General features: G+C 72.6%; 18 protein-coding genes. 8 read left to right on the forward strand and 10 right to left on the reverse strand.

The features are described from left to right. Window positions 1–100: 100 nt before the first annotated feature. The 3 genes from H1226_RS20620 to ctaC all read right to left on the reverse strand — a co-directional run bounded on the left by H1226_RS20620 (window position 101) and on the right by ctaC (window position 1,907). On the reverse strand, window positions 101–379 hold the full coding sequence (locus tag H1226_RS20620) for an Lrp/AsnC family transcriptional regulator (RefSeq protein WP_224955312.1): 279 nt from the start codon (window positions 377–379) through the stop codon (window positions 101–103). Between the two features lie 133 nt (window positions 380–512). Further along, window positions 513–911 (reverse strand): cytochrome c oxidase subunit 4, encoded by a 399-nt coding sequence (locus tag H1226_RS20625; RefSeq protein ID WP_224955311.1) that lies wholly within the window; start codon window positions 909–911, stop codon window positions 513–515. Between the two features lie 36 nt (window positions 912–947). Next, complete coding sequence (gene ctaC, locus H1226_RS20630) at window positions 948–1,907, reverse strand: aa3-type cytochrome oxidase subunit II (protein ID WP_224955356.1); 960 nt, start codon at window positions 1,905–1,907, stop codon at window positions 948–950. 432 nt (window positions 1,908–2,339) lie between these two features. Here ctaC and asnB point away from each other — a divergent pair, with 432 nt between their 5' ends. Then, the gene (asnB, locus tag H1226_RS20635; protein WP_224955310.1) at window positions 2,340–4,268 is read left to right on the forward strand and encodes an asparagine synthase (glutamine-hydrolyzing); all 1,929 of its coding nucleotides are present in this window, start codon (window positions 2,340–2,342) and stop codon (window positions 4,266–4,268) included. Window positions 4,269–4,335: 67 nt separating this feature from the next. Here the strand turns inward: asnB and H1226_RS20640 are convergent, their stop codons facing one another. Next, window positions 4,336–5,823, reverse strand: a complete 1,488-nt coding sequence (locus H1226_RS20640; RefSeq protein ID WP_258342136.1) for an alpha-amylase — start codon at window positions 5,821–5,823, stop codon at window positions 4,336–4,338. A gap of 245 nt (window positions 5,824–6,068) precedes the next feature. Here H1226_RS20640 and H1226_RS20645 point away from each other — a divergent pair, with 245 nt between their 5' ends. Beyond that, the gene (locus H1226_RS20645; RefSeq protein WP_225044074.1) at window positions 6,069–6,284 is read left to right on the forward strand and encodes an RNA-binding S4 domain-containing protein; all 216 of its coding nucleotides are present in this window, start codon (window positions 6,069–6,071) and stop codon (window positions 6,282–6,284) included. A gap of 54 nt (window positions 6,285–6,338) precedes the next feature. On the opposite strand, the gene H1226_RS20650 is transcribed toward H1226_RS20645, so the two are convergent. Next, complete coding sequence (locus tag H1226_RS20650; protein ID WP_224955307.1) at window positions 6,339–6,701, reverse strand: HesB/IscA family protein; 363 nt, start codon at window positions 6,699–6,701, stop codon at window positions 6,339–6,341. Between the two features lie 248 nt (window positions 6,702–6,949). On the opposite strand from H1226_RS20650, the gene H1226_RS20655 reads away from it, so the two are divergent. The 5 genes from H1226_RS20655 (at window position 6,950) to H1226_RS20675 (ending at window position 11,192) form a co-directional block, all read left to right on the forward strand. Beyond that, window positions 6,950–7,588, forward strand: coding sequence for a DUF3043 domain-containing protein (locus H1226_RS20655; RefSeq protein ID WP_258342137.1), 639 nt, complete (start codon window positions 6,950–6,952; stop codon window positions 7,586–7,588). Between the two features lie 90 nt (window positions 7,589–7,678). Beyond that, complete coding sequence (locus tag H1226_RS20660; protein WP_258342138.1) at window positions 7,679–8,662, forward strand: aldo/keto reductase family protein; 984 nt, start codon at window positions 7,679–7,681, stop codon at window positions 8,660–8,662. 80 nt (window positions 8,663–8,742) lie between these two features. Then, window positions 8,743–9,297, forward strand: coding sequence for a bifunctional adenosylcobinamide kinase/adenosylcobinamide-phosphate guanylyltransferase (locus H1226_RS20665; RefSeq protein WP_258342139.1), 555 nt, complete (start codon window positions 8,743–8,745; stop codon window positions 9,295–9,297). Between the two features lie 28 nt (window positions 9,298–9,325). After that, complete coding sequence (gene cobT, locus H1226_RS20670) at window positions 9,326–10,432, forward strand: nicotinate-nucleotide--dimethylbenzimidazole phosphoribosyltransferase (protein ID WP_258342140.1); 1,107 nt, start codon at window positions 9,326–9,328, stop codon at window positions 10,430–10,432. Between the two features lie 25 nt (window positions 10,433–10,457). After that, a complete protein-coding gene (locus H1226_RS20675; RefSeq protein ID WP_258342141.1) occupies window positions 10,458–11,192 on the forward strand; it encodes an adenosylcobinamide-GDP ribazoletransferase in 735 nt (244 codons plus the stop codon). A 4-nt stretch (window positions 11,193–11,196) separates the two neighbouring features. On the opposite strand, the gene H1226_RS20680 is transcribed toward H1226_RS20675, so the two are convergent. The 3 genes from H1226_RS20680 to H1226_RS20690 form a co-directional block, all read right to left on the reverse strand. Further along, a complete protein-coding gene (locus H1226_RS20680; RefSeq protein ID WP_224955301.1) occupies window positions 11,197–11,478 on the reverse strand; it encodes a MoaD/ThiS family protein in 282 nt (93 codons plus the stop codon). A gap of 10 nt (window positions 11,479–11,488) precedes the next feature. Continuing rightward, a complete protein-coding gene (locus H1226_RS20685; protein WP_258342143.1) occupies window positions 11,489–12,568 on the reverse strand; it encodes a WD40/YVTN/BNR-like repeat-containing protein in 1,080 nt (359 codons plus the stop codon). A 125-nt stretch (window positions 12,569–12,693) separates the two neighbouring features. Further along, a complete protein-coding gene (locus tag H1226_RS20690; protein WP_258342144.1) occupies window positions 12,694–13,794 on the reverse strand; it encodes a branched-chain amino acid aminotransferase in 1,101 nt (366 codons plus the stop codon). Window positions 13,795–13,939: 145 nt separating this feature from the next. Here H1226_RS20690 and H1226_RS20695 point away from each other — a divergent pair, with 145 nt between their 5' ends. Next, complete coding sequence (locus tag H1226_RS20695) at window positions 13,940–14,236, forward strand: hypothetical protein (protein WP_224955298.1); 297 nt, start codon at window positions 13,940–13,942, stop codon at window positions 14,234–14,236. A gap of 9 nt (window positions 14,237–14,245) precedes the next feature. Here the strand turns inward: H1226_RS20695 and H1226_RS20700 are convergent, their stop codons facing one another. Next, the gene (locus H1226_RS20700; RefSeq protein ID WP_258342145.1) at window positions 14,246–14,911 is read right to left on the reverse strand and encodes a DUF402 domain-containing protein; all 666 of its coding nucleotides are present in this window, start codon (window positions 14,909–14,911) and stop codon (window positions 14,246–14,248) included. Between the two features lie 7 nt (window positions 14,912–14,918). Then, the gene (locus H1226_RS20705) at window positions 14,919–16,199 is read right to left on the reverse strand and encodes an APC family permease (protein WP_258342146.1); all 1,281 of its coding nucleotides are present in this window, start codon (window positions 16,197–16,199) and stop codon (window positions 14,919–14,921) included. Window positions 16,200–16,482: the final 283 nt, after the last annotated feature.

Consider the following 16,482-nt stretch of genomic DNA (forward strand, 5'->3'; position numbering starts at 1 on the left):
CGCACGAGCCGGGTTCCCGCGGTCCCCGCCTTCGGCCGTCGCGGGGACGGGTCCGTCGTGCCGGGGAGGAGGCTCCTCGGCGGAGATCACCCGGCGGGGCTCACTCCAGGCCGATGGAGAAGGTCGCCTCGGTGTCCTCGCGCGAGTAGGAGCGGAACGCGATGTGGGTGTCGGTGTCGAGCACCCCGGCCACCTTGTTGATCTTCCCGGGGACGATGTCGGCGATGTCCTCGTGGTTCGCGACCCGCAGGATCGCGATCAGGTCCACGTCCCCGGCGCAGGAGTACACCTCGGCTACGCCCTCGATGTCGGCGACCTCCTGGGCGGCCTCGGTCAGCCGGTCGGCGACGGTCTGGATGAGCACGATCGCGGTGATCACGGGAGGGCCTCCTGGCTGCGGGACGTCGTCGCCCCGATCCTAGGCTCCCCCGCCGCCGCGCTCGCCCGCGCCCGGACGCGACGAGGCCCCCGGAACCAGGGGTTCCGGGGGCCTCGGTCCGCTGTCGCGGAGCTCAGTCGTGGTTCGGGCCCGTGTGGTACTCGAACACCAGACCCGCGACCATGATCAGCAGCACGCCGATCGAGATCACGATCAGCACCACGTGGAAGAACGCCAGCGCGATACCGGCGAACGCGGCCGCCGCCGCCAGCCCGACAGGCCAGTAGCTGCCGGGGCTGAAGAAGCCCAGCTCGCCCGCACCGTCGCTGATCTCGGCGTCCGGGTTGTCCTCCGGCCGCGGCTCGATGCGTCGCGCCACGAACTGGAAGTAGCTGCCGATCAGCAGCGACAACCCGCCCACCAGGATCAGGGCCACCGTGCCCACGGGTTCGTGCGACCACACCCCGTAGACGATCGCCGACAGGAAGAAGAAGCCGGTGATCATGTTGAAGATCTTCGCTTCGACCTTCATGGATTCCTCACTCTCGCGCCCTACGCCCTGCCGGGATCAGTCGCCCGCTTGCCGGCCGCCGATGGTGGACGGCAAGCCGGACGTGCGGTCGGTGTCGAACGGGACCGAGGTCACCGCCCGCGGCGCGCACAGCTCACCGCAGTTCATCTGGGACAACGCCTCGGCGGCGGTGTAGTACTGGCCGGTGGCCGGGTTGGTCTGCGTACGCAGGTTGATGTACTGGTCGAACTTGTCCGGCGACAGGGCGCGGACCTCGAAGTTCATCATCGCGTGGTAGGTGCCGCACAGTTCGGCGCACCGCCCGACGAAGGAACCCTCGCGTTCGATGGTGTTCTCGAAGACGGCTTCCTGGTCGTTCTTGTCCGGGTGCGGGAAGGTGTCCCGCTTGAAGTGGAACTCGGGGACGAAGAACGAGTGGATGACGTCGGTGGAGCTCAGGTTGTACTGGATCGTCGATCCGGTCGGCAGCACCAGCAGCGGGATCTCGCTGCTGCTGCCGACGGTGCGGACCGGCTGGCCGTCCGGCGTGCGGTGGTCCGGGTAGTTGAACTCCCAGTTCCACTGGAACGAGACGACGTTGACCTTCTCGTCCGGATCGGCCGACTTGGCCATCACGTAGTTCTGGGTGGTGGCGGTGAAGTAGAACAGCACCACGACCATCACGAACGGCACCGCGGTGTAGATGACCTCCAGCGGCACGTTGTACTGGAACTGCCGAGGCAGCTCCTCGCCCTTCTTGCGGTGGAAGGCGACCGTCCAGAACATCAGGCCCCACACCAGGACGCCGACCGCCAGCGCAGCGATCACCGACCAGGTCCACAGCTGCCGCATGGACTCGGCCTGCGGGGTGACGCCCTCCGGCCAGCCGAACCTCAGGACCTCGTCGGTCGAACAGCCCGTGGCCGCGACCGCGACCAGGCCTGCCAGCCCGGCGACTTTGACCAGCCGTGGCACTCGGGTCCCCTCCTCCAGACGTTCCTGCCGCAAGCTCCCCATCCGAAAGCCCACTGCGCGACGCCTCCTCGCTGCGTGTTCCCACCGTCGCCGCGGGTTCTGGGCACAACGCGCACCCACCATGCCCCGCGGCCGGAATGCTGCGGGGGAGCCTAGCCCAGCAGTAGCCGCGATACTGCTCCGGGGTGGCGAGGTGCGCTGCACATCACCGAGATCGTCCTCGCCCGCCGCGGTGATCGGATCGGCGGGCGGGACCACTCGAACCGGTGGACTTGCCCGGCGGCGCCGGTTCCCGCGGCTCGCGCGCCCGCGCGCGGGGAACCAACCGCCCGGCCCCGGCGGTCGCGCCCGCGCTCACCGCGCCTGCACAGCGCGGCGGCACACCCGGCATACTGGGACTCCCGCCGCCGAGATCCCCGACCGGGACGCGGGGCGGAGCCCGACCCATCGCCGACGCGAGAGGTGCATGGACGCGTGTGCGGCCTGCTTGGACTTGTCTGTCCCACTGAAGAGAACGCCGGTTTCGCCGTCGACGCCGTGGCCAAAGCCCTGCCCTGCCAACGGCACCGGGGTCCGGACGAGAGCGACACCTGGCACGGCGGTGAGGTCGTCTTCGGCTTCAACCGGCTGTCGATCATCGACCTGGAGCACTCGCACCAGCCGTTGACCTGGGGCCCGCCGGAGAACCCCGGCCGCTACACGATCAACTTCAACGGCGAGATCTACAACTACCTGGAGTTGCGCGCCGAGCTCGCCGAGCACTACGGCGCCCGCTTCCACACCGACGGCGACACCGAGGTGATCGTCGCCGCCTACCACTACCTGGGCACGGCGATGGTCGGCAGGCTGCGCGGCATGTTCGCGTTCCTGATCTGGGACAGCGAGCGGCGCGTGGTGTTCGGCGCGCGCGACCCGTTCGGGATCAAGCCGCTGTACTACGCGTCCGGGCCCGGCGGGGTCGCGTTCGCCAGCGAGAAGAAGTCGCTGCTGAGCCTGGCGACGACGCTGCGCATCGGTGAGGACATCGACCACAAGGCGCTGCAGCACTACCTCACGCTCCAGTACGTGCCGGAGCCGGAGACCATGCACCGCCAGATCTCACGCATCGAGTCGGGCACCTCGTTCACCGTCTCCCCCGGCGGCCGGCTGGTCACCGAGCGGTACTTCGTGCCGAACTTCACCTCGAAGCCGGTGCGCAACGACTCGGACGCGCGGCGGCTGCACGACCAGATCGTCGACGTCATGCGCGACTCGGTCGCCAAGCACATGCGCGCCGACGTCACCGTGGGCTCGTTCCTGTCCGGCGGCATCGACTCGACGGCGATCGCCTGCCTGGCCAAGGAGCACAACCCGAACCTGATCACCTTCACCACCGGGTTCGAGCGGCAGGGCTACTCCGAGGTGGACGTGGCCGCCGAGTCGGCCGCGGCGATCGGCGTGAAGCACGTGATCCGCACCGTCTCCCCCGAGGAGATGATGGAGACGCTGCCGCTGATCATCTGGTACCTGGACGACCCGGTGGCCGACCCGGCGCTGGTGCCGCTGTGGTTCATCGCCCGCGAAGCCCGCCAGCACGTGAAGGTGGTGCTCTCCGGGGAGGGCGCCGACGAGCTGTTCGGCGGCTACACGATCTACCGGGAACCGCTGTCGCTGGCGCCGTTCGAGCGGGTGCCGGGCACGCTGCGCAAGGCGATGGGCAAGGTCTCCACGGCGATCCCGGACGGAGTGCGCGGCAAGGACCTGCTGCGCCGCGGGGCGCTGTCGCTGGAGGACCGCTACTACGGCAACGCGCGGATCTTCCGGGACGACCAGCTCAAGGCCGTGATGGCGGCCTTCGACCCGGGCGTCTCGCACCGCGACGTGACCGCCGCGCCGTACCGCTCCTCGGCGAGCTGGGACCCGGTGACCCGGATGCAGCACGTGGACCTGTTCACCTGGCTGCGCGGGGACATCCTGGTCAAGGCGGACAAGGTGACGATGGCGAACTCGCTGGAGCTGCGGGTGCCGTTCCTGGACAACGAGGTGTTCCGCGTCGCCAGCGGCATCCCGCTGGACCAGAAGATCACCCCGGAGACCACGAAGTACGCGCTGCGCCAGGCGATGAAGCAGGTCGTGCCCGCGCACGTGCTCAACCGCCGCAAGCTGGGCTTCCCGGTGCCGATCCGGCACTGGCTGCGCGACGAGATGCACGACTGGGCGCGCAACATCATCCAGCAGTCGCAGACCGAGCGGCTGCTGAACAAGACCGCGATCCTGCAGCTGCTGGAGGAGCACCGGTCCGGGGTGCTGGACCACAGCCGCCGGTTGTGGGCGCTGCTGGTGTTCATGATCTGGCACGGCATCTTCGTCGAGGGACGGCTGTCCCCCGAGGTCCCGGAGCCGTACTACCCGGTCAAGCTCTGATCGCGCGACACCGGCGAACGGCCGCTCCCTCCCACCGGGAAGGAGCGGCCGTTCCGCTTCGCGCGGGTCAGCTCAGCTTGGCCCCGGCGTGCAGCGCGACACCGGAGTTCGCGGGCACCGAGGTCGTCAGCCAGCCGTCCTCGTTGACGTCCGCGGTGCCGCCGGTGCAGGACCCGTCCTGCAGCGAACCGGACATCACGTCGCAGTAGGTCCCGGCGGGCAGCGACGTCTGGAACGACTGCTGCTCGATCGCCGCGTCCTCGCGGTTGAGCACCACGAACCCGGCGTCACCGCGGCCGAACGCGACCCGGCCGGACCCGTCGTCCCACCAGTTCGTCAGCTCCGCGCCCTGCACCTCGCGGTGGAACCCGGCCATGCCGGCGATGATCGGCCGCGCGTGCTCGCACACCCACGCCTGGTCGGAGCAGCTCGCCGGGCTGGTGCGGCCCTCGGAGTCGGCGGGCGGGCCGGCGTCCGGGTCGTCGAAGGCGAACCCGGAGATCAGCTGCGGGGTGCCGTACGGGAAGGCGAGCATGAACGCGTTCGCCAGGTCGTAGGCGGTGCCGTCCTTGTAGGTGAGCGTCGGCTCGCTGCGCTGGGTGTCGTGGTTGTCGATGAACACCACGGCCTGCTCGCTGGGCAGCGTCATGTGGTCGGCCACGTCCTCGAGACCGGCGAGCGAACCGTTCTTGAAGGCCTCGCTGACCTCGTGGTGGTAGGCGAACTCGGTGACGTCTCCGTTGCCGGCGTACTCCCCGGCCGAGGTGGCCTGGTCGGCGATGACCTCCTGGAACACGTACGGCCGCGCACCGGTGCCGGGCACCTCGTCCAGCCCGCCGAAGATCGCGCCGACGTCCTCCGGCGGCATGTGCTTGACGCCGTCGACGCGGAAACCGGAGACGCCGAGGCTGATCAGGTCGTTCAGGTAGGCCTGCTCGGCGGAGCGCACGTAGTCCGACTCGGTCGCGAGGTCGGAGAGCCCGACGAGCTCGCAGTTGCGGACCTCGTCCTTGTCGTCGTAGTTCGCGATGTCGCGGCGGCAGTCGTGGAAGTCGGCGTCGCTGTACAGGCCCGGGTACACGTACTTCTCGTGCGTGGTGCCCGCGCTGCCGATCGCGTCGCTGGCGGCCATGTGGTTGACCACCGCGTCGGCGTAGATCTGCACCCCGGCGTCGTTGCAGGCGGAGACCATGGCCGCGAACTGCTCGCGGTTCCCGCGCCTGCTCTCCAGCTGGTAGCTCACCGGCTGGTAGTCCTGGTACCAGGGGTGGTCCTCGCCGTCGAGGCGCACGTGCTCCTGCGGCGGGGACACCTGGACGGCGCCGAAGCCCTTCGGTCCGAGGGTGCTGCGGCACTCCTGCGCGATGGAGTCCCAGGGCCACTGAAACATCTGCACGATCGGCCCGGCCACGGGTGCCGCGGCCGGTTCGGGGGCGGCGGCCGGTTCGGGGGCGGCGGCCGGTTCGGGGGCGGCGGGAGCTGTCATGGCCCCGGCCGCGGGCACGACGGACGTGGCGGCGAGCGCCACCGCTAGGGCGTATGCGGGTAGAGGCATCGGGCAACTTTCTCGATTGAGTACTTGCCCGTCGATCACAGGTTCTTTCCCGCGTCCAGTCAATGCGCCATTGGCACCAGCGCTGACCTGCCCGTTCACCCGGAACGGCGGTGCCGCGCGCGTTCCACCGCAGGTCACCGCGAACGTCGCGGAGCGCGGCGGACGCACCTCGCCGGGAACGTGACCCGCGCTACTCGCGACCGGTGGCCGCGAACCGCCCCGCGCCCCCGGCGGAGAATGCGGGCATGCGCGATGTGGAGATCCGGGAAGGCACCATCCGGCTGGGCCAGCTGCTGAAGCTGGCGGGCCTCGCCGAGCACGGCGCCGACGCGAAGGCCCTGCTGGAAGAGGGCGAGGTGCTGGTCAACGACGAGGTCGAGACCCGGCGCGGCCGCCAGCTCGCCCCGGGAGACCTGGTCGCCCTCGGCGACGAGGAGGTGCGGGTCGTCGTGGCCCCCTGACGGCACGCGAACGGCCCGGCTCCTGCGCGGGAGCCGGGCCGTTCGGAGTCCGGGTCAGTGGAACGAGTCGCCGCAGGCGCAGGAGCCGCCCGCGTTCGGGTTGTCGATCGTGAAGCCCTGCTTCTCGATGGTGTCCACGAAGTCGATCACCGCGCCCTCCACGTACGGGGCGCTCATCCGGTCGACGACCACGTCGAGGCCCTCGAAGCCGCGCCGGGCGTCGCCGTCCAGCGAGCGCTCGTCGAAGAACAGCTGGTAGCGCAGGCCGGCGCAGCCACCGGGCTGGACGGCGATGCGCAGGTGCATGTCATCGCGGCCCTCCTGCTCCAGCAGCGCCTTCGCCTTCTGCGCCGCGGAGTCGGTCAGGGTGACACCGTGCGAGGGCGCCTCGCTCTCAGTCGTCGTCTGGGCGGTCATGACTCTCCCTAGAGGTCTCGCTCGTCCGCTTCCGGCGTGACGTCCAACGTCGGCGCCGACCCGAGGTATTCCCCGCCGGGGAGGGGCGACTCGGGAGGCGAGTCGTGTTGGTCTACCAGCCTCCATGGTGGCACAGACCGCGCGCGGAACCACGTGAACGTCCTCGCACCCGCACGCGCGCGGCCCGGCGCTTCCCCGAACACGCGGTCACGTGCGCCCGGCCGAGTGGCGTCGAATACCCTGGAGGGGTGAGGTTCCTTCGCCGCAGCAGCGCTGAGCAGACCGCGACCGACGACGCTTCCACCGAGAGCGCCCAGGTCGCGCCGGAACCCGCCCGCGACCGCACTCCCGGCAAGGGCCGTCCCACGCCGAAGCGGCGCGAGGCCGAGACCCGCCGCCGCGGCCCGGTCGCGCCGCCGCCGAAGACGCAGCGCGAGGCGATGAAGCGCGCCCGCGGCAACAAGGAGGAGCGCCGCAAGGCCGCGCGGGAACGCCGCGAGCGCATGATGGCCGGCGACGACCGCTACCTGATGCCGCGCGACCGCGGGCCGGTGCGCGCGTACGTGCGCGACATCGTCGACACCCGCAGGCACATGATGGGCATGTTCATGCCGCTGGTGCTGGTCGTGTTCGTGACCACGCTCGTGCAGAACGTGCTCGTGCAGCAGTACGCCACCCTGGTGTGCCTGGTGCTGCTGCTGACGATGCTGTTCGAGGGCACGCTGCTGGGCCGCGCCGTGAACAAGCGGGTGCGGGCGAAGTTCCCGGATGCCACCGAGCGGCCGCTGTCGCTGGGCTGGTACGCGTTCACCCGGGCCATGCAGCTGCGCAGGCTGCGCGTGCCGCGGCCGCGGCTCACCCCGAAGGACTTCCACAAGATCGGCTGATCCCGGCCCCCGCTGGACACCGCGGCGGACCTCGATCGCCCCGCATTCCGCCGGATGCCGCCGGGTCCGCGCGCGGCATAGGGTCCGGGCATGGAGTTTCGACGCCTCGGCAACAGCGGTCTGTCCATCAGCGAGATCGCGTACGGCAACTGGCTCACCCACGGCTCCCAGGTCGAGGAGGACGCCGCGCACGCCTGCGTGCGGGCCGCCCTCGACGCGGGCATCACCACCTTCGACACCGCCGACGTCTACGCCCGGACCCGCGCCGAATCGGTGCTCGGCCGGGCGCTGGCCGGGCAGCGCCGGGAAGGGCTGGAGATCTTCACGAAGGTCTACTTCCCCACCGGTGAGGGCCCCAACGATCGCGGTCTCGGTCGCAAGCACATCATCGAGTCCTGCAACGCCTCGCTGCGCCGGTTGCAGACCGACTACGTCGACCTCTACCAGGCCCACCGGTTCGACCCGTCGGTGCCGCTGGAGGAGACGATGACCGCCTTCGCCGACCTGGTGCGGCAGGGCAAGGCGCTCTACATCGGCGTCTCCGAGTGGACCGCCGAACAGCTCACCCGCGGCGCCGAGCTGGCCCGCGAGCTGTCGGTGCCGCTGATCTCGAACCAGCCGGAGTACTCGATGCTGTGGCGCGTCATCGAATCCCAGGTGGTGCCGGTCAGCGAGCGCGAAGGAATCGGGCAGATCGTGTTCTCCCCGATCGCGCAGGGCGTGCTCACCGGCAAGTACCTGCCGGGGCAGCAGCCGCCCGCTGGCTCCCGCGCCACCGACGAGGGCGGCGGCGCGAAGATGATCTCGCGGTGGATGCGGGACGACGTGCTCTCCGCGGTCCAGCGGCTGCAACCGGTCGCCTCCGACCTGGGCCTGTCCACCGCGCAGCTGGCCATCGCGTGGGTGCTGCAGAACCCGAACGTCTCGGCCGCGATCGTCGGCGCGTCCCGGCCCGAGCAGGTCGCCGACAACGTCGCGGCCTCCGGCGTGGAGCTCGGCGCGGACGTGCTGGACCGCATCGACGAGGTGCTCGGCGACCTGGTCACCGCGGACCCGCGGGAAACCCGCTCCTGAGCGGACCCGGCCCCGCCCGGCGCACCGCCGGGCCGGGTACGGTTCCCGCAGTCGTTCACCCGATCGCAGGAGGTGCACCGGTGGCCGCGTCCGCACGCACCCTGGTGCTCGGCGGGGCCCGCTCCGGCAAGTCCGCGCACGCGGAGGGCCTGCTCGGCGCCGAGGAGCCCGTCACCTACGTCGCGACCTCCCGGCACGACCCCGGCGACGCCGAGTGGACCGAGCGGATCGCCGCGCACGTCGCCCGCAGGCCCGCGACCTGGACGACCGCCGAAGCCGGCGACCCCGCGACGCTGCTGGAACTGCTGCGCGGCGCTCCCGCGGACGGCCCCGCGCTGCTGGTGGACGACCTCGCGACCTGGCTGACCGGGGTGCTCGACGACGCGGGTGCCTGGGACCGCGACCCGGCGGCGCTCGACGCGGTCGCGGCCCGCTGCACCGCGCTCGCCGAGGCCGTCGCCGGCTGCGCGGCCCGGCTGGTGCTGGTGTCCGCGGAGGTCGGGCTCGGAATCGTGCCCGCCACGAGTTCTGGAAGACTTTTCCGCGACCGGCTCGGCGAGCTCAACGCGCGGCTCGCCGACCGCTGCGACGCAGTGCTGCTGCTCGTCGCGGGGGTCCCGCTCCGGTTGCGCTGACCACCCGCCCCTACCCCGGAGGTAACCCTTGTCCACCGCACCCGAGAACACCCCGGTCCGGTTCGGCGCCGTGCCGCCGCCGGACGAGCAGGCGCGGCGGCAAGCGGTGGCCCGGCAGGAGCAGCTGACCAAACCGGCCGGTTCGCTCGGCAGGCTGGAAGAGCTCGGGGTGTGGGTCGCGGGACGCCAGGGCAGTTGCCCGCCGCGCCCCTTCGAACGCGCCCGGGTGGTGATCTTCGCCGGGGACCACGGCGTCGCCGAGCACGGCGTGTCCGCCTATCCCGCCGAGGTCACCGGCCAGATGGTGCGCAACTTCCTCGACGGCGGTGCCGCGGTGAACGCGCTGGCCAGGGTGAACGGCGCCACCGTGCGGGTGCTGGACGTGGCGGTGAACGCCGACACCCCGCCCGCGGTGTCCGGGCGCAAGATCCGCCGCGGTTCCGGGGCCATCGACCGCGAGGACGCGCTCACCGCGGACGAGGCGCGGGCCGCGGTCGAACTCGGCAAGGCCGTCGCCGACGAGGAGATCGATTCCGGCGCGGACCTGCTCATCGCCGGTGACATGGGCATCGGCAACACCACCCCGGCCGCGGTGCTCATCGCCGCGCTCACCGGCATCGAGCCGGTGGCGGTGGTCGGGCGCGGCACCGGGATCGACGACAACGCGTGGATGCGCAAGACCGCCGCGATCCGGGACGCGCTGCGCCGGGCCCGCCCGGTGCTCGACGACCCGGTGGCGCTGCTGCGCACCAGCGGCGGCGCGGACATCGCCGCGCTCGCCGGGTTCCTCGCGCAGGCCGCGGTGCGCCGGACGCCGGTGCTGCTGGACGGCGTCGTCGTCGGCGCCGCCGCGATGGTCGCCGAGGAGCTCACGCCCGGGGCCCGCCAGTGGTGGCTGGCCGGGCATCGCACCGCCGAACCGGGCGGGACGCTGGTGCTCGAACACCTCGACCTGAGCCCGATCCTCGACCTGGAGATGCGCCTCGGCGAAGGGTCCGGGGCCGTCACCGCGCTGCCGGTGCTGTCCGCCGCGGTGCGCGTGCTGGCCGAGATGGCGACGTTCGGCGAGGCGGGCGTCGGCGGCCCCACCTCCGCCGAGGCCATCGGCCCCGATCCGGAGGACCAGGAGCTGTGACCTGCCTCGGAGAGGCCGCGGCCCGGTGAACGGGCTGCTGCTGGCGGTGTCCTGGCTGACGGTGCTGCCGCTGCCCGCCCGCGAGGTCGACGACCGCGCCTGCCGCCAGGCCATCGCGCTCGCCCCGCTGGTGGGTGCGCTGGTCGGCGGATTCGGCGCGGTGCTGCTGTGGGCGCTGACGGCGCTCGGCGCGCCGGGACTGCTGGCCGGGCTGCTCACCGTGGCGGCGCTGGTACTGGTCACCCGGGGCATGCACGTGGACGGGCTGGCCGACACCGTCGACGGCCTCGGCTGCTACGGCCCGCCGGAGCGGGCGCTGGCGGTGATGCGCGACGGCGGCGCCGGCCCGTTCGCGGTGATCGCGCTGATCATCGCGGTGGGCGTGCAGGCGGCGGCGCTCGCCGACCTCGCCGCGTCCGGGCGCTGGGCGGTGGTGGTGCTGGCGTGCGCGGCGGGCCGGGGCGCGTTCGTGCTCTGCTGCCGCCGCGGGTTGCCGGCCGCGCGACCGGAGGGCATGGGCGCGCTGGTCGCGGGGACCCAGCCGTGGTGGCTGGTGGCCTGCTGGTGGGCCGGGCTGCTGGCCGGGGGCGCGCTCGCGGCGTCCTGGTCGGGGGCGGTCGCGGTGCTGCTGGCCTGCGCGGTGCTGCTCGGGTTCACCGCGCACGTGCGGCGGCGCTTCGGCGGCATCACCGGCGACGTGCTCGGGGCGGGCGCCGAGCTCAGCACCACCCTGGTGCTGGCGGTCTCCGTGCTCGGCTGACGCGTCAACCACCGGCGACCGAGGGGATGACGCGGACCTCGGTCCCGTCCCGCACCTCCGATCCGGCGCCGTCCAGCCACCGGCACTCCTCCCCGTCGAGGTAGAAGTTGACGTGGCGCCGCAGCCCGCGGCTCTCGTCCCGCAGCCGCCGCTCCAGCGCCGGGTGCCGGGCCGCGACCACGTCCAGCACCCCCGCCAGCGTGGCCTCCCCCGGTTCGACCTCCAGCCGCTGCCGCCCGCCCGCGTGCTCGCGCAGCAGCAGCGGCAGCACCAACGTCACCCGCACCGCCACCACCTCACCAGCTCATCGCGCGCAGCGAGAGCACGTCGGGCAGGTGCGCGGCGATCCGCTCCCAGCGGTCCCCGTCGTCGCTGCCCGCGTACACCTCGCCGCTGCGGGAGCCGAAGTACACCCCGGCCGGGTCGGCGTCGTCGGTGCACAGCGCATCGCGCATCACCGCGGACCAGAAGCGATCGGGCAACCCCTCGGACAGCCCGGTCCAGGTCTCCCCCGCGTCCTCGCTGCGGTACACGCGGCAGCGCCCGCCCGGCGGGTAGCGCGTCGCATCGGCGGTCAGCGGGAACCCGAACACCACGTCCGGGCGGTGCGGGTGGGTCACGATCGGGAAGCCGAAGTCGCTGGGCAGCCCGTCGGCGATGGAGCGCCAGCTTGCCGCCCCGTCGTCGCTGCGGTACACGCCGTGGTGGTTCTGCAGGAAGAACCGCTCCGGCTCCGCGGGGTGCTGGGCGATCTTGTGCACGCACTGGCCGAACTCCGGGTACTCGTCCGGCAGGAAGTAGGCCTTGATGCCCCGGTTGCTCGCCTGCCAGCTGTCCCCGCCGTCCTCGGTGCGGTAGACGCCGCCCGCCGACATCGCCACCACCACCCGGTCCGGGTCGTGCGGGTTCGCGAGCACGGTGTGCACCGCCTGCCCGCCGAACCCGGGCTCCCAGCGCTCCCGGTGCGGGTGGTCCCACAGCCCGCGGACCAGCTGGAACGTCCGCCCGCGGTCTTCGGATCGGAACAGCGCGGACGGCTCACCGCCCGCGTGCACGACCTCCGGGTGGTCGGCGGGACCCGGCGCGAGCTGCCACACCCGTTCCAGCGCGACCCCGGTGTCGGCGGGGAACGCGATCGGCGCCACCTCCGGTTCCTGCCAGGTGGCGCCGAGGTCGTCGCTGGTGACCACGCTCGGCCCGAAGTGCGTGCTGGAGGCGCCGACGAGCAGCCGGGGCGCACCGCGGGTGTCGGCGGCGACGGCGTAGATCTCCGCCATCGGCAGGTGCGGCCCGGTGACTTCCCAGTCCCCGCGGTGGCGGTGCGCCAGCCACAATCCCTTGCGGGTGCCGATCAGCAGCAGCACTCGGTTCGACATCTTCGCCCCTTGACGTGGTCCACGTCACTGGAAGCTACGCCGGGGCACCGACAGCCCGCCCGGGCCGAAAGCAAGGCGCCCCCTCGATCTCGCCGGGTCGAGGGGGCGCCGAGCAGGGGGTTCGGTCAGGCGAGCGGGACCATCCAGCCGTGCCGGTCGGGCGCGGTGCCCTGCTGGATGGCGGTGAGCCGCTCGCGCAGCTTCATCGTCACCGCACCGGCCTTGCCGTCGGCGACGGTGAACTCGCCGTCCTGGTGCTTCACGTGCCCGACGGGGGTGATCACCGCGGCGGTGCCGCAGGCGAACACCTCGGTGAGCTCACCGGAGCGGGCGCGCTTCTCCCACTCGTCGGTGGTGATCCGCCGCTCCTCGACGGCCAGGCCCAGGTCGGCTCCGAGCTCCAGCACCGAGGAGCGGGTGACGCCGGGCAGCAGGCTGCCGGACAGCTCCGGGGTGACCAGCCGGGCGTCCGCGCCGGAGCCGAAGACGAAGAACAGGTTCATCCCGCCCATCTCCTCGACCGCCCGCCGCTCCACCGCGTCCAGCCACACCACCTGGTCGCAGCCGTTCTCCACGGCCTGCGCCTGCGCGGCGAACGAGGCCGCGTAGTTGCCCGCGAACTTCGCCGCCCCGGTGCCGCCGGGCGCGGCCCGCACGTACTCGTGGCCCAGCCACACCGTGACCGGCTTGACGCCACCGGAGAAGTAGGAGCCGGCGGGCGAGGCGAGCACCAGGTACAGGTACTCGCTGGCCGGGCGGTTCACGCCGAGGCTGACCTCGGTGGAGATCATGAACGGCCGCAGGTACAGCGAGCTCTCCCCCGCTTCCGGCACCCAGGCGCGGTCGACGTCGACGAGCTCGCGCAGCGAGTCCAGGAACACCTGCTCCGGCAGCTCCGGCATCGCGATGCGCTGCGCCGAGCGCTGGAACCGGCGCGCGTTCTGCTCCGGGCGGAACGCGGAGATCGCGCCGTCGGGCTGCCGGTAGGCCTTCAGCCCCTCGAAGATCGCCTGCGCGTAGTGCAGCACCGTCGTCGCCGGATCGAGCTCCAACGGGTGGTAGGCCTCGACCTTCGCGTCGTACCAGCCGCGCTCGGTGGAGTACCGCACCGTCGCCATGTGGTCGGTGAAGAACTTCCCGAACCCGGGGTTCGCCAGTACGTCCGCGCGGTGCGCCTCGGTGGCGGGATGCGAACTGGGAATCCGGGAGAACGAGAGTTCTGTCATGCCCGTACCGTATCGCGCGCCTCGGAACAGTGGAAACCGGTGTGGCATCGGTCGGTCCTCCTAGTGTCGGAGGCTGCCCGAACCCGTCCCGGGCGGTCTTCCCGGAGACGTACCGGTGATCCGTTCGGACCTCTATGATGAGGCCATGGGTGACCAGGAGAACCTGCCGGTGACGGGACCGACGACGGTCCAGCAGGACACGCTCGCGGCCGCGCTCGGCCTGCTGCTGCCGCTGGGCGGCGGGCTGCTCGTGCTGTGGGGGTACGCCTGGCTGGGCTGGTTCGGCGCGATCGTCGGCGGCGCGGGCGTCGCCTGGTGGGGCTTCTGGTGGTACGGCAAGCACAAGACGCTGTTCCCGAAGGACCTGCGCGGTGGCCAGGTCGGCGGGTTGGCGGCGCTCACCGCCGTGTTCGGCCTGTTCTTCTTCCTCGCGCTGGCCTGATCGGCGGGTTCAGCGCACCAGCTCGGCGGGCAGCGAGGGCAGCGCCCACCCGGGATCGGGCCGGGCGTCGCAGTGGCTGCCGTCGAACGGGAACAGCTCCCGTTCGGCGAGGTTTGCCATCCGCTCCCCCTCCGCGCGCAGCCGGTCGAGCCGCCGCTGGTCGATGCGGCCGGCGGCCAGCGCGGAGGCGAGCTCGTCCTCGTCCTTCCACGACCACTTCCCGCCGGGGAACACCTCCAGGTCGAGCACCCCGTCCACCCGGTTGACGCCGGTGGCGTCCCGCCCCAGCGGCACCTCCAGGTTCACGTACCAGTTGCGGAAGCTGCCGTCGGCTTCGAAGAACCACCACACCGAGGACCACTGCTCGGCGAACACCAACCGCAGCGTGGCCGTCGTGCGCCACACCGACAGCGCGGGGACCCGGATGCCGGAGAACCGCTCGTGCAGCGGCAGCTCCCGCGGGGTGCGCCCGTCCGGCGAGGTGGTGATGCGGATCGGCGTTCCCGGCAGCACCCAGCACAGCAACCGGTCCGGCCGATCGTCGAGCACCCGCGCCGGGTGCACGGTGCCGAGCGAACCGTCGAGGCGCCAGAAGCGGTAGAGGATGTCCGAGCCGGGCTCCCACCGGTCCGCGGGGTCCGGCCGAGCACCACGTTCGGGACCGCGTTCGAGCATGCCGACCTCAACTCCAGCGCCGAGAGACCAGGCCCGCCAGCAGCGGACCCGCGATGACCACCACGAGAGTTCCGAGCATCGCATGGACGGGCATGCTCATGGCCAGGATCACGGCCAATCCCATCCCCAGGCACGCGGACCGCATCCGCCACACCTGGTCGTCCGCGAGCAGCACCCGCGCGGCGGCGTTGGCCAGCGCGTGGTGCACCAGCAGGCAGCAGGAGGCGAAGGCCATCGCGGCGACCGGCTGCACCAGCAGCGCCACCACCGCGGCGGCGACGCCCGCGCACAGGTCCAGCAGGTACGGGGTGCCCGCGCGGCTCGTCCGGCCGAGCACCGCGGGCAGGTCCTGGTCGCGCTGGACGGCGAGCGCCGTGGAGCGCAGCGATTCGAGGATCCCCAGCAGCACCGGGAACAGCGCCAACCCCACCGCGGTGCCGACCAGCGGCCGCAACCCGCCGCCCGCGGCCGCGTCCATCGCGTCGAGCACCGGCTGCCCGGACAGCGCGAGCCGGGCCGGGCCGAGCTGGTGCAGCAGCGCCGCCGACAGCAGCAGCACCGCCGCGCCGGTCACCACCAGCGCGGCGATCACGGCCCACTTCACGACCTTGCCGCGGTAGCGGTCCTGCTCGTGGGCCGGGGCGGTGAGCCGCTCGAAGCCGAGGAAGCCGAAGAACAGCACCCCGGCCGCGCCGGTGATGCCGATGGCCCCGTCGCCCCGCGGCGGACCGACCGGCAGGCCCGCGGGCGGTTCGATCGCGAAGCACACCGCCACGACCAGCCCCACCACGACCAGCGCGAGCAGCAGCCACACCCAGGCCGCGGCGCCGCGGATGCGCAGCCCCGCGGTGGCGGCCAGCACGACGAACAGCACGATCGCCGCGGCGATCGCGGGCGGCGCGGCGGGCATCGCGTGCTGGACGATGACCTCCGCGACCGCGGCCAGGGCGGCGACCTGCCCGGCGAGCGCGGTGGCGGCGCCGAACCGCGCGGGCAGCACGCCGAGCCGCGCCCGGATGCACGCGTAGCCGGCGCCGGGGCCGCGGTAGCTGGCGGACTGGTGCGCCGAGGCCAGCGCGCAGCACGCGACCGCCACCAGCACCAGCGGGATCGCGAGCGGCACCAGCCGCCCGGCGGCGAGGGTGGCGGGGGCGATGCCGACGAACAGGCCCGCGCCGAGCATGCCGCCGAGCGCCAGCGGCAGCGCCGATCCGAGCGACCGCCGAGGTCCGCCCGCGGCGGGACCCGCACCGGTTGCCGCCTGCTGCTCCGCGACCTGTTGCCCCACTCGTCCACCTTTGCAGAACGCGGTCCCCACCGGCAGCCGCCTGCCGGTCGACGCCGACCGGGCACGCCCGCGGCGGCGGCCCGGCGGGCGCCGCGCGGCCGGTCGCACCCGGATCCGCGACGGCCCAGCCTACGCACCGGCACCGGCCCGTCCCGGTGCGCTTTCCCCACCGGGCCGCGCCGACGCGCTCCCGCGCGGGAAAAACCGCTGGCGATGATCGGCGCAGCGCTAAGCTCGGACGTACGGCGCGGCCGGTCGCACCGCGACCGCCTGTCGGACCCAC

Origin of the sequence: Saccharopolyspora gregorii (assembly GCF_024734405.1) — a bacterium.
In the GTDB taxonomy this organism is placed as follows: domain Bacteria; phylum Actinomycetota; class Actinomycetes; order Mycobacteriales; family Pseudonocardiaceae; genus Saccharopolyspora_C; species Saccharopolyspora_C gregorii.

Excerpts from the sequence above, each read along its gene's own strand:
- H1226_RS20685 (WP_258342143.1), bottom strand. The coding sequence starts at position 12,568 with ATGTCGAACCGAGTGCTGCTGCTGATCGGCACCCGCAAGGGATTGTGG.
- H1226_RS20660 (WP_258342138.1), top strand. The coding sequence starts at position 7,679 with ATGGAGTTTCGACGCCTCGGCAACAGCGGTCTGTCCATCAGCGAGATC.
- H1226_RS20695 (WP_224955298.1), top strand. The coding sequence starts at position 13,940 with ATGGGTGACCAGGAGAACCTGCCGGTGACGGGACCGACGACGGTCCAG.
- ctaC (WP_224955356.1), bottom strand. The coding sequence starts at position 1,907 with ATGGGGAGCTTGCGGCAGGAACGTCTGGAGGAGGGGACCCGAGTGCCA.
- H1226_RS20700 (WP_258342145.1), bottom strand. The coding sequence starts at position 14,911 with ATGCTCGAACGCGGTCCCGAACGTGGTGCTCGGCCGGACCCCGCGGAC.
- H1226_RS20650 (WP_224955307.1), bottom strand. The coding sequence starts at position 6,701 with ATGACCGCCCAGACGACGACTGAGAGCGAGGCGCCCTCGCACGGTGTC.
- H1226_RS20690 (WP_258342144.1), bottom strand. The coding sequence starts at position 13,794 with ATGACAGAACTCTCGTTCTCCCGGATTCCCAGTTCGCATCCCGCCACC.
- H1226_RS20645 (WP_225044074.1), top strand. The coding sequence starts at position 6,069 with ATGCGCGATGTGGAGATCCGGGAAGGCACCATCCGGCTGGGCCAGCTG.
- H1226_RS20625 (WP_224955311.1), bottom strand. The coding sequence starts at position 911 with ATGAAGGTCGAAGCGAAGATCTTCAACATGATCACCGGCTTCTTCTTC.
- H1226_RS20640 (WP_258342136.1), bottom strand. The coding sequence starts at position 5,823 with ATGCCTCTACCCGCATACGCCCTAGCGGTGGCGCTCGCCGCCACGTCC.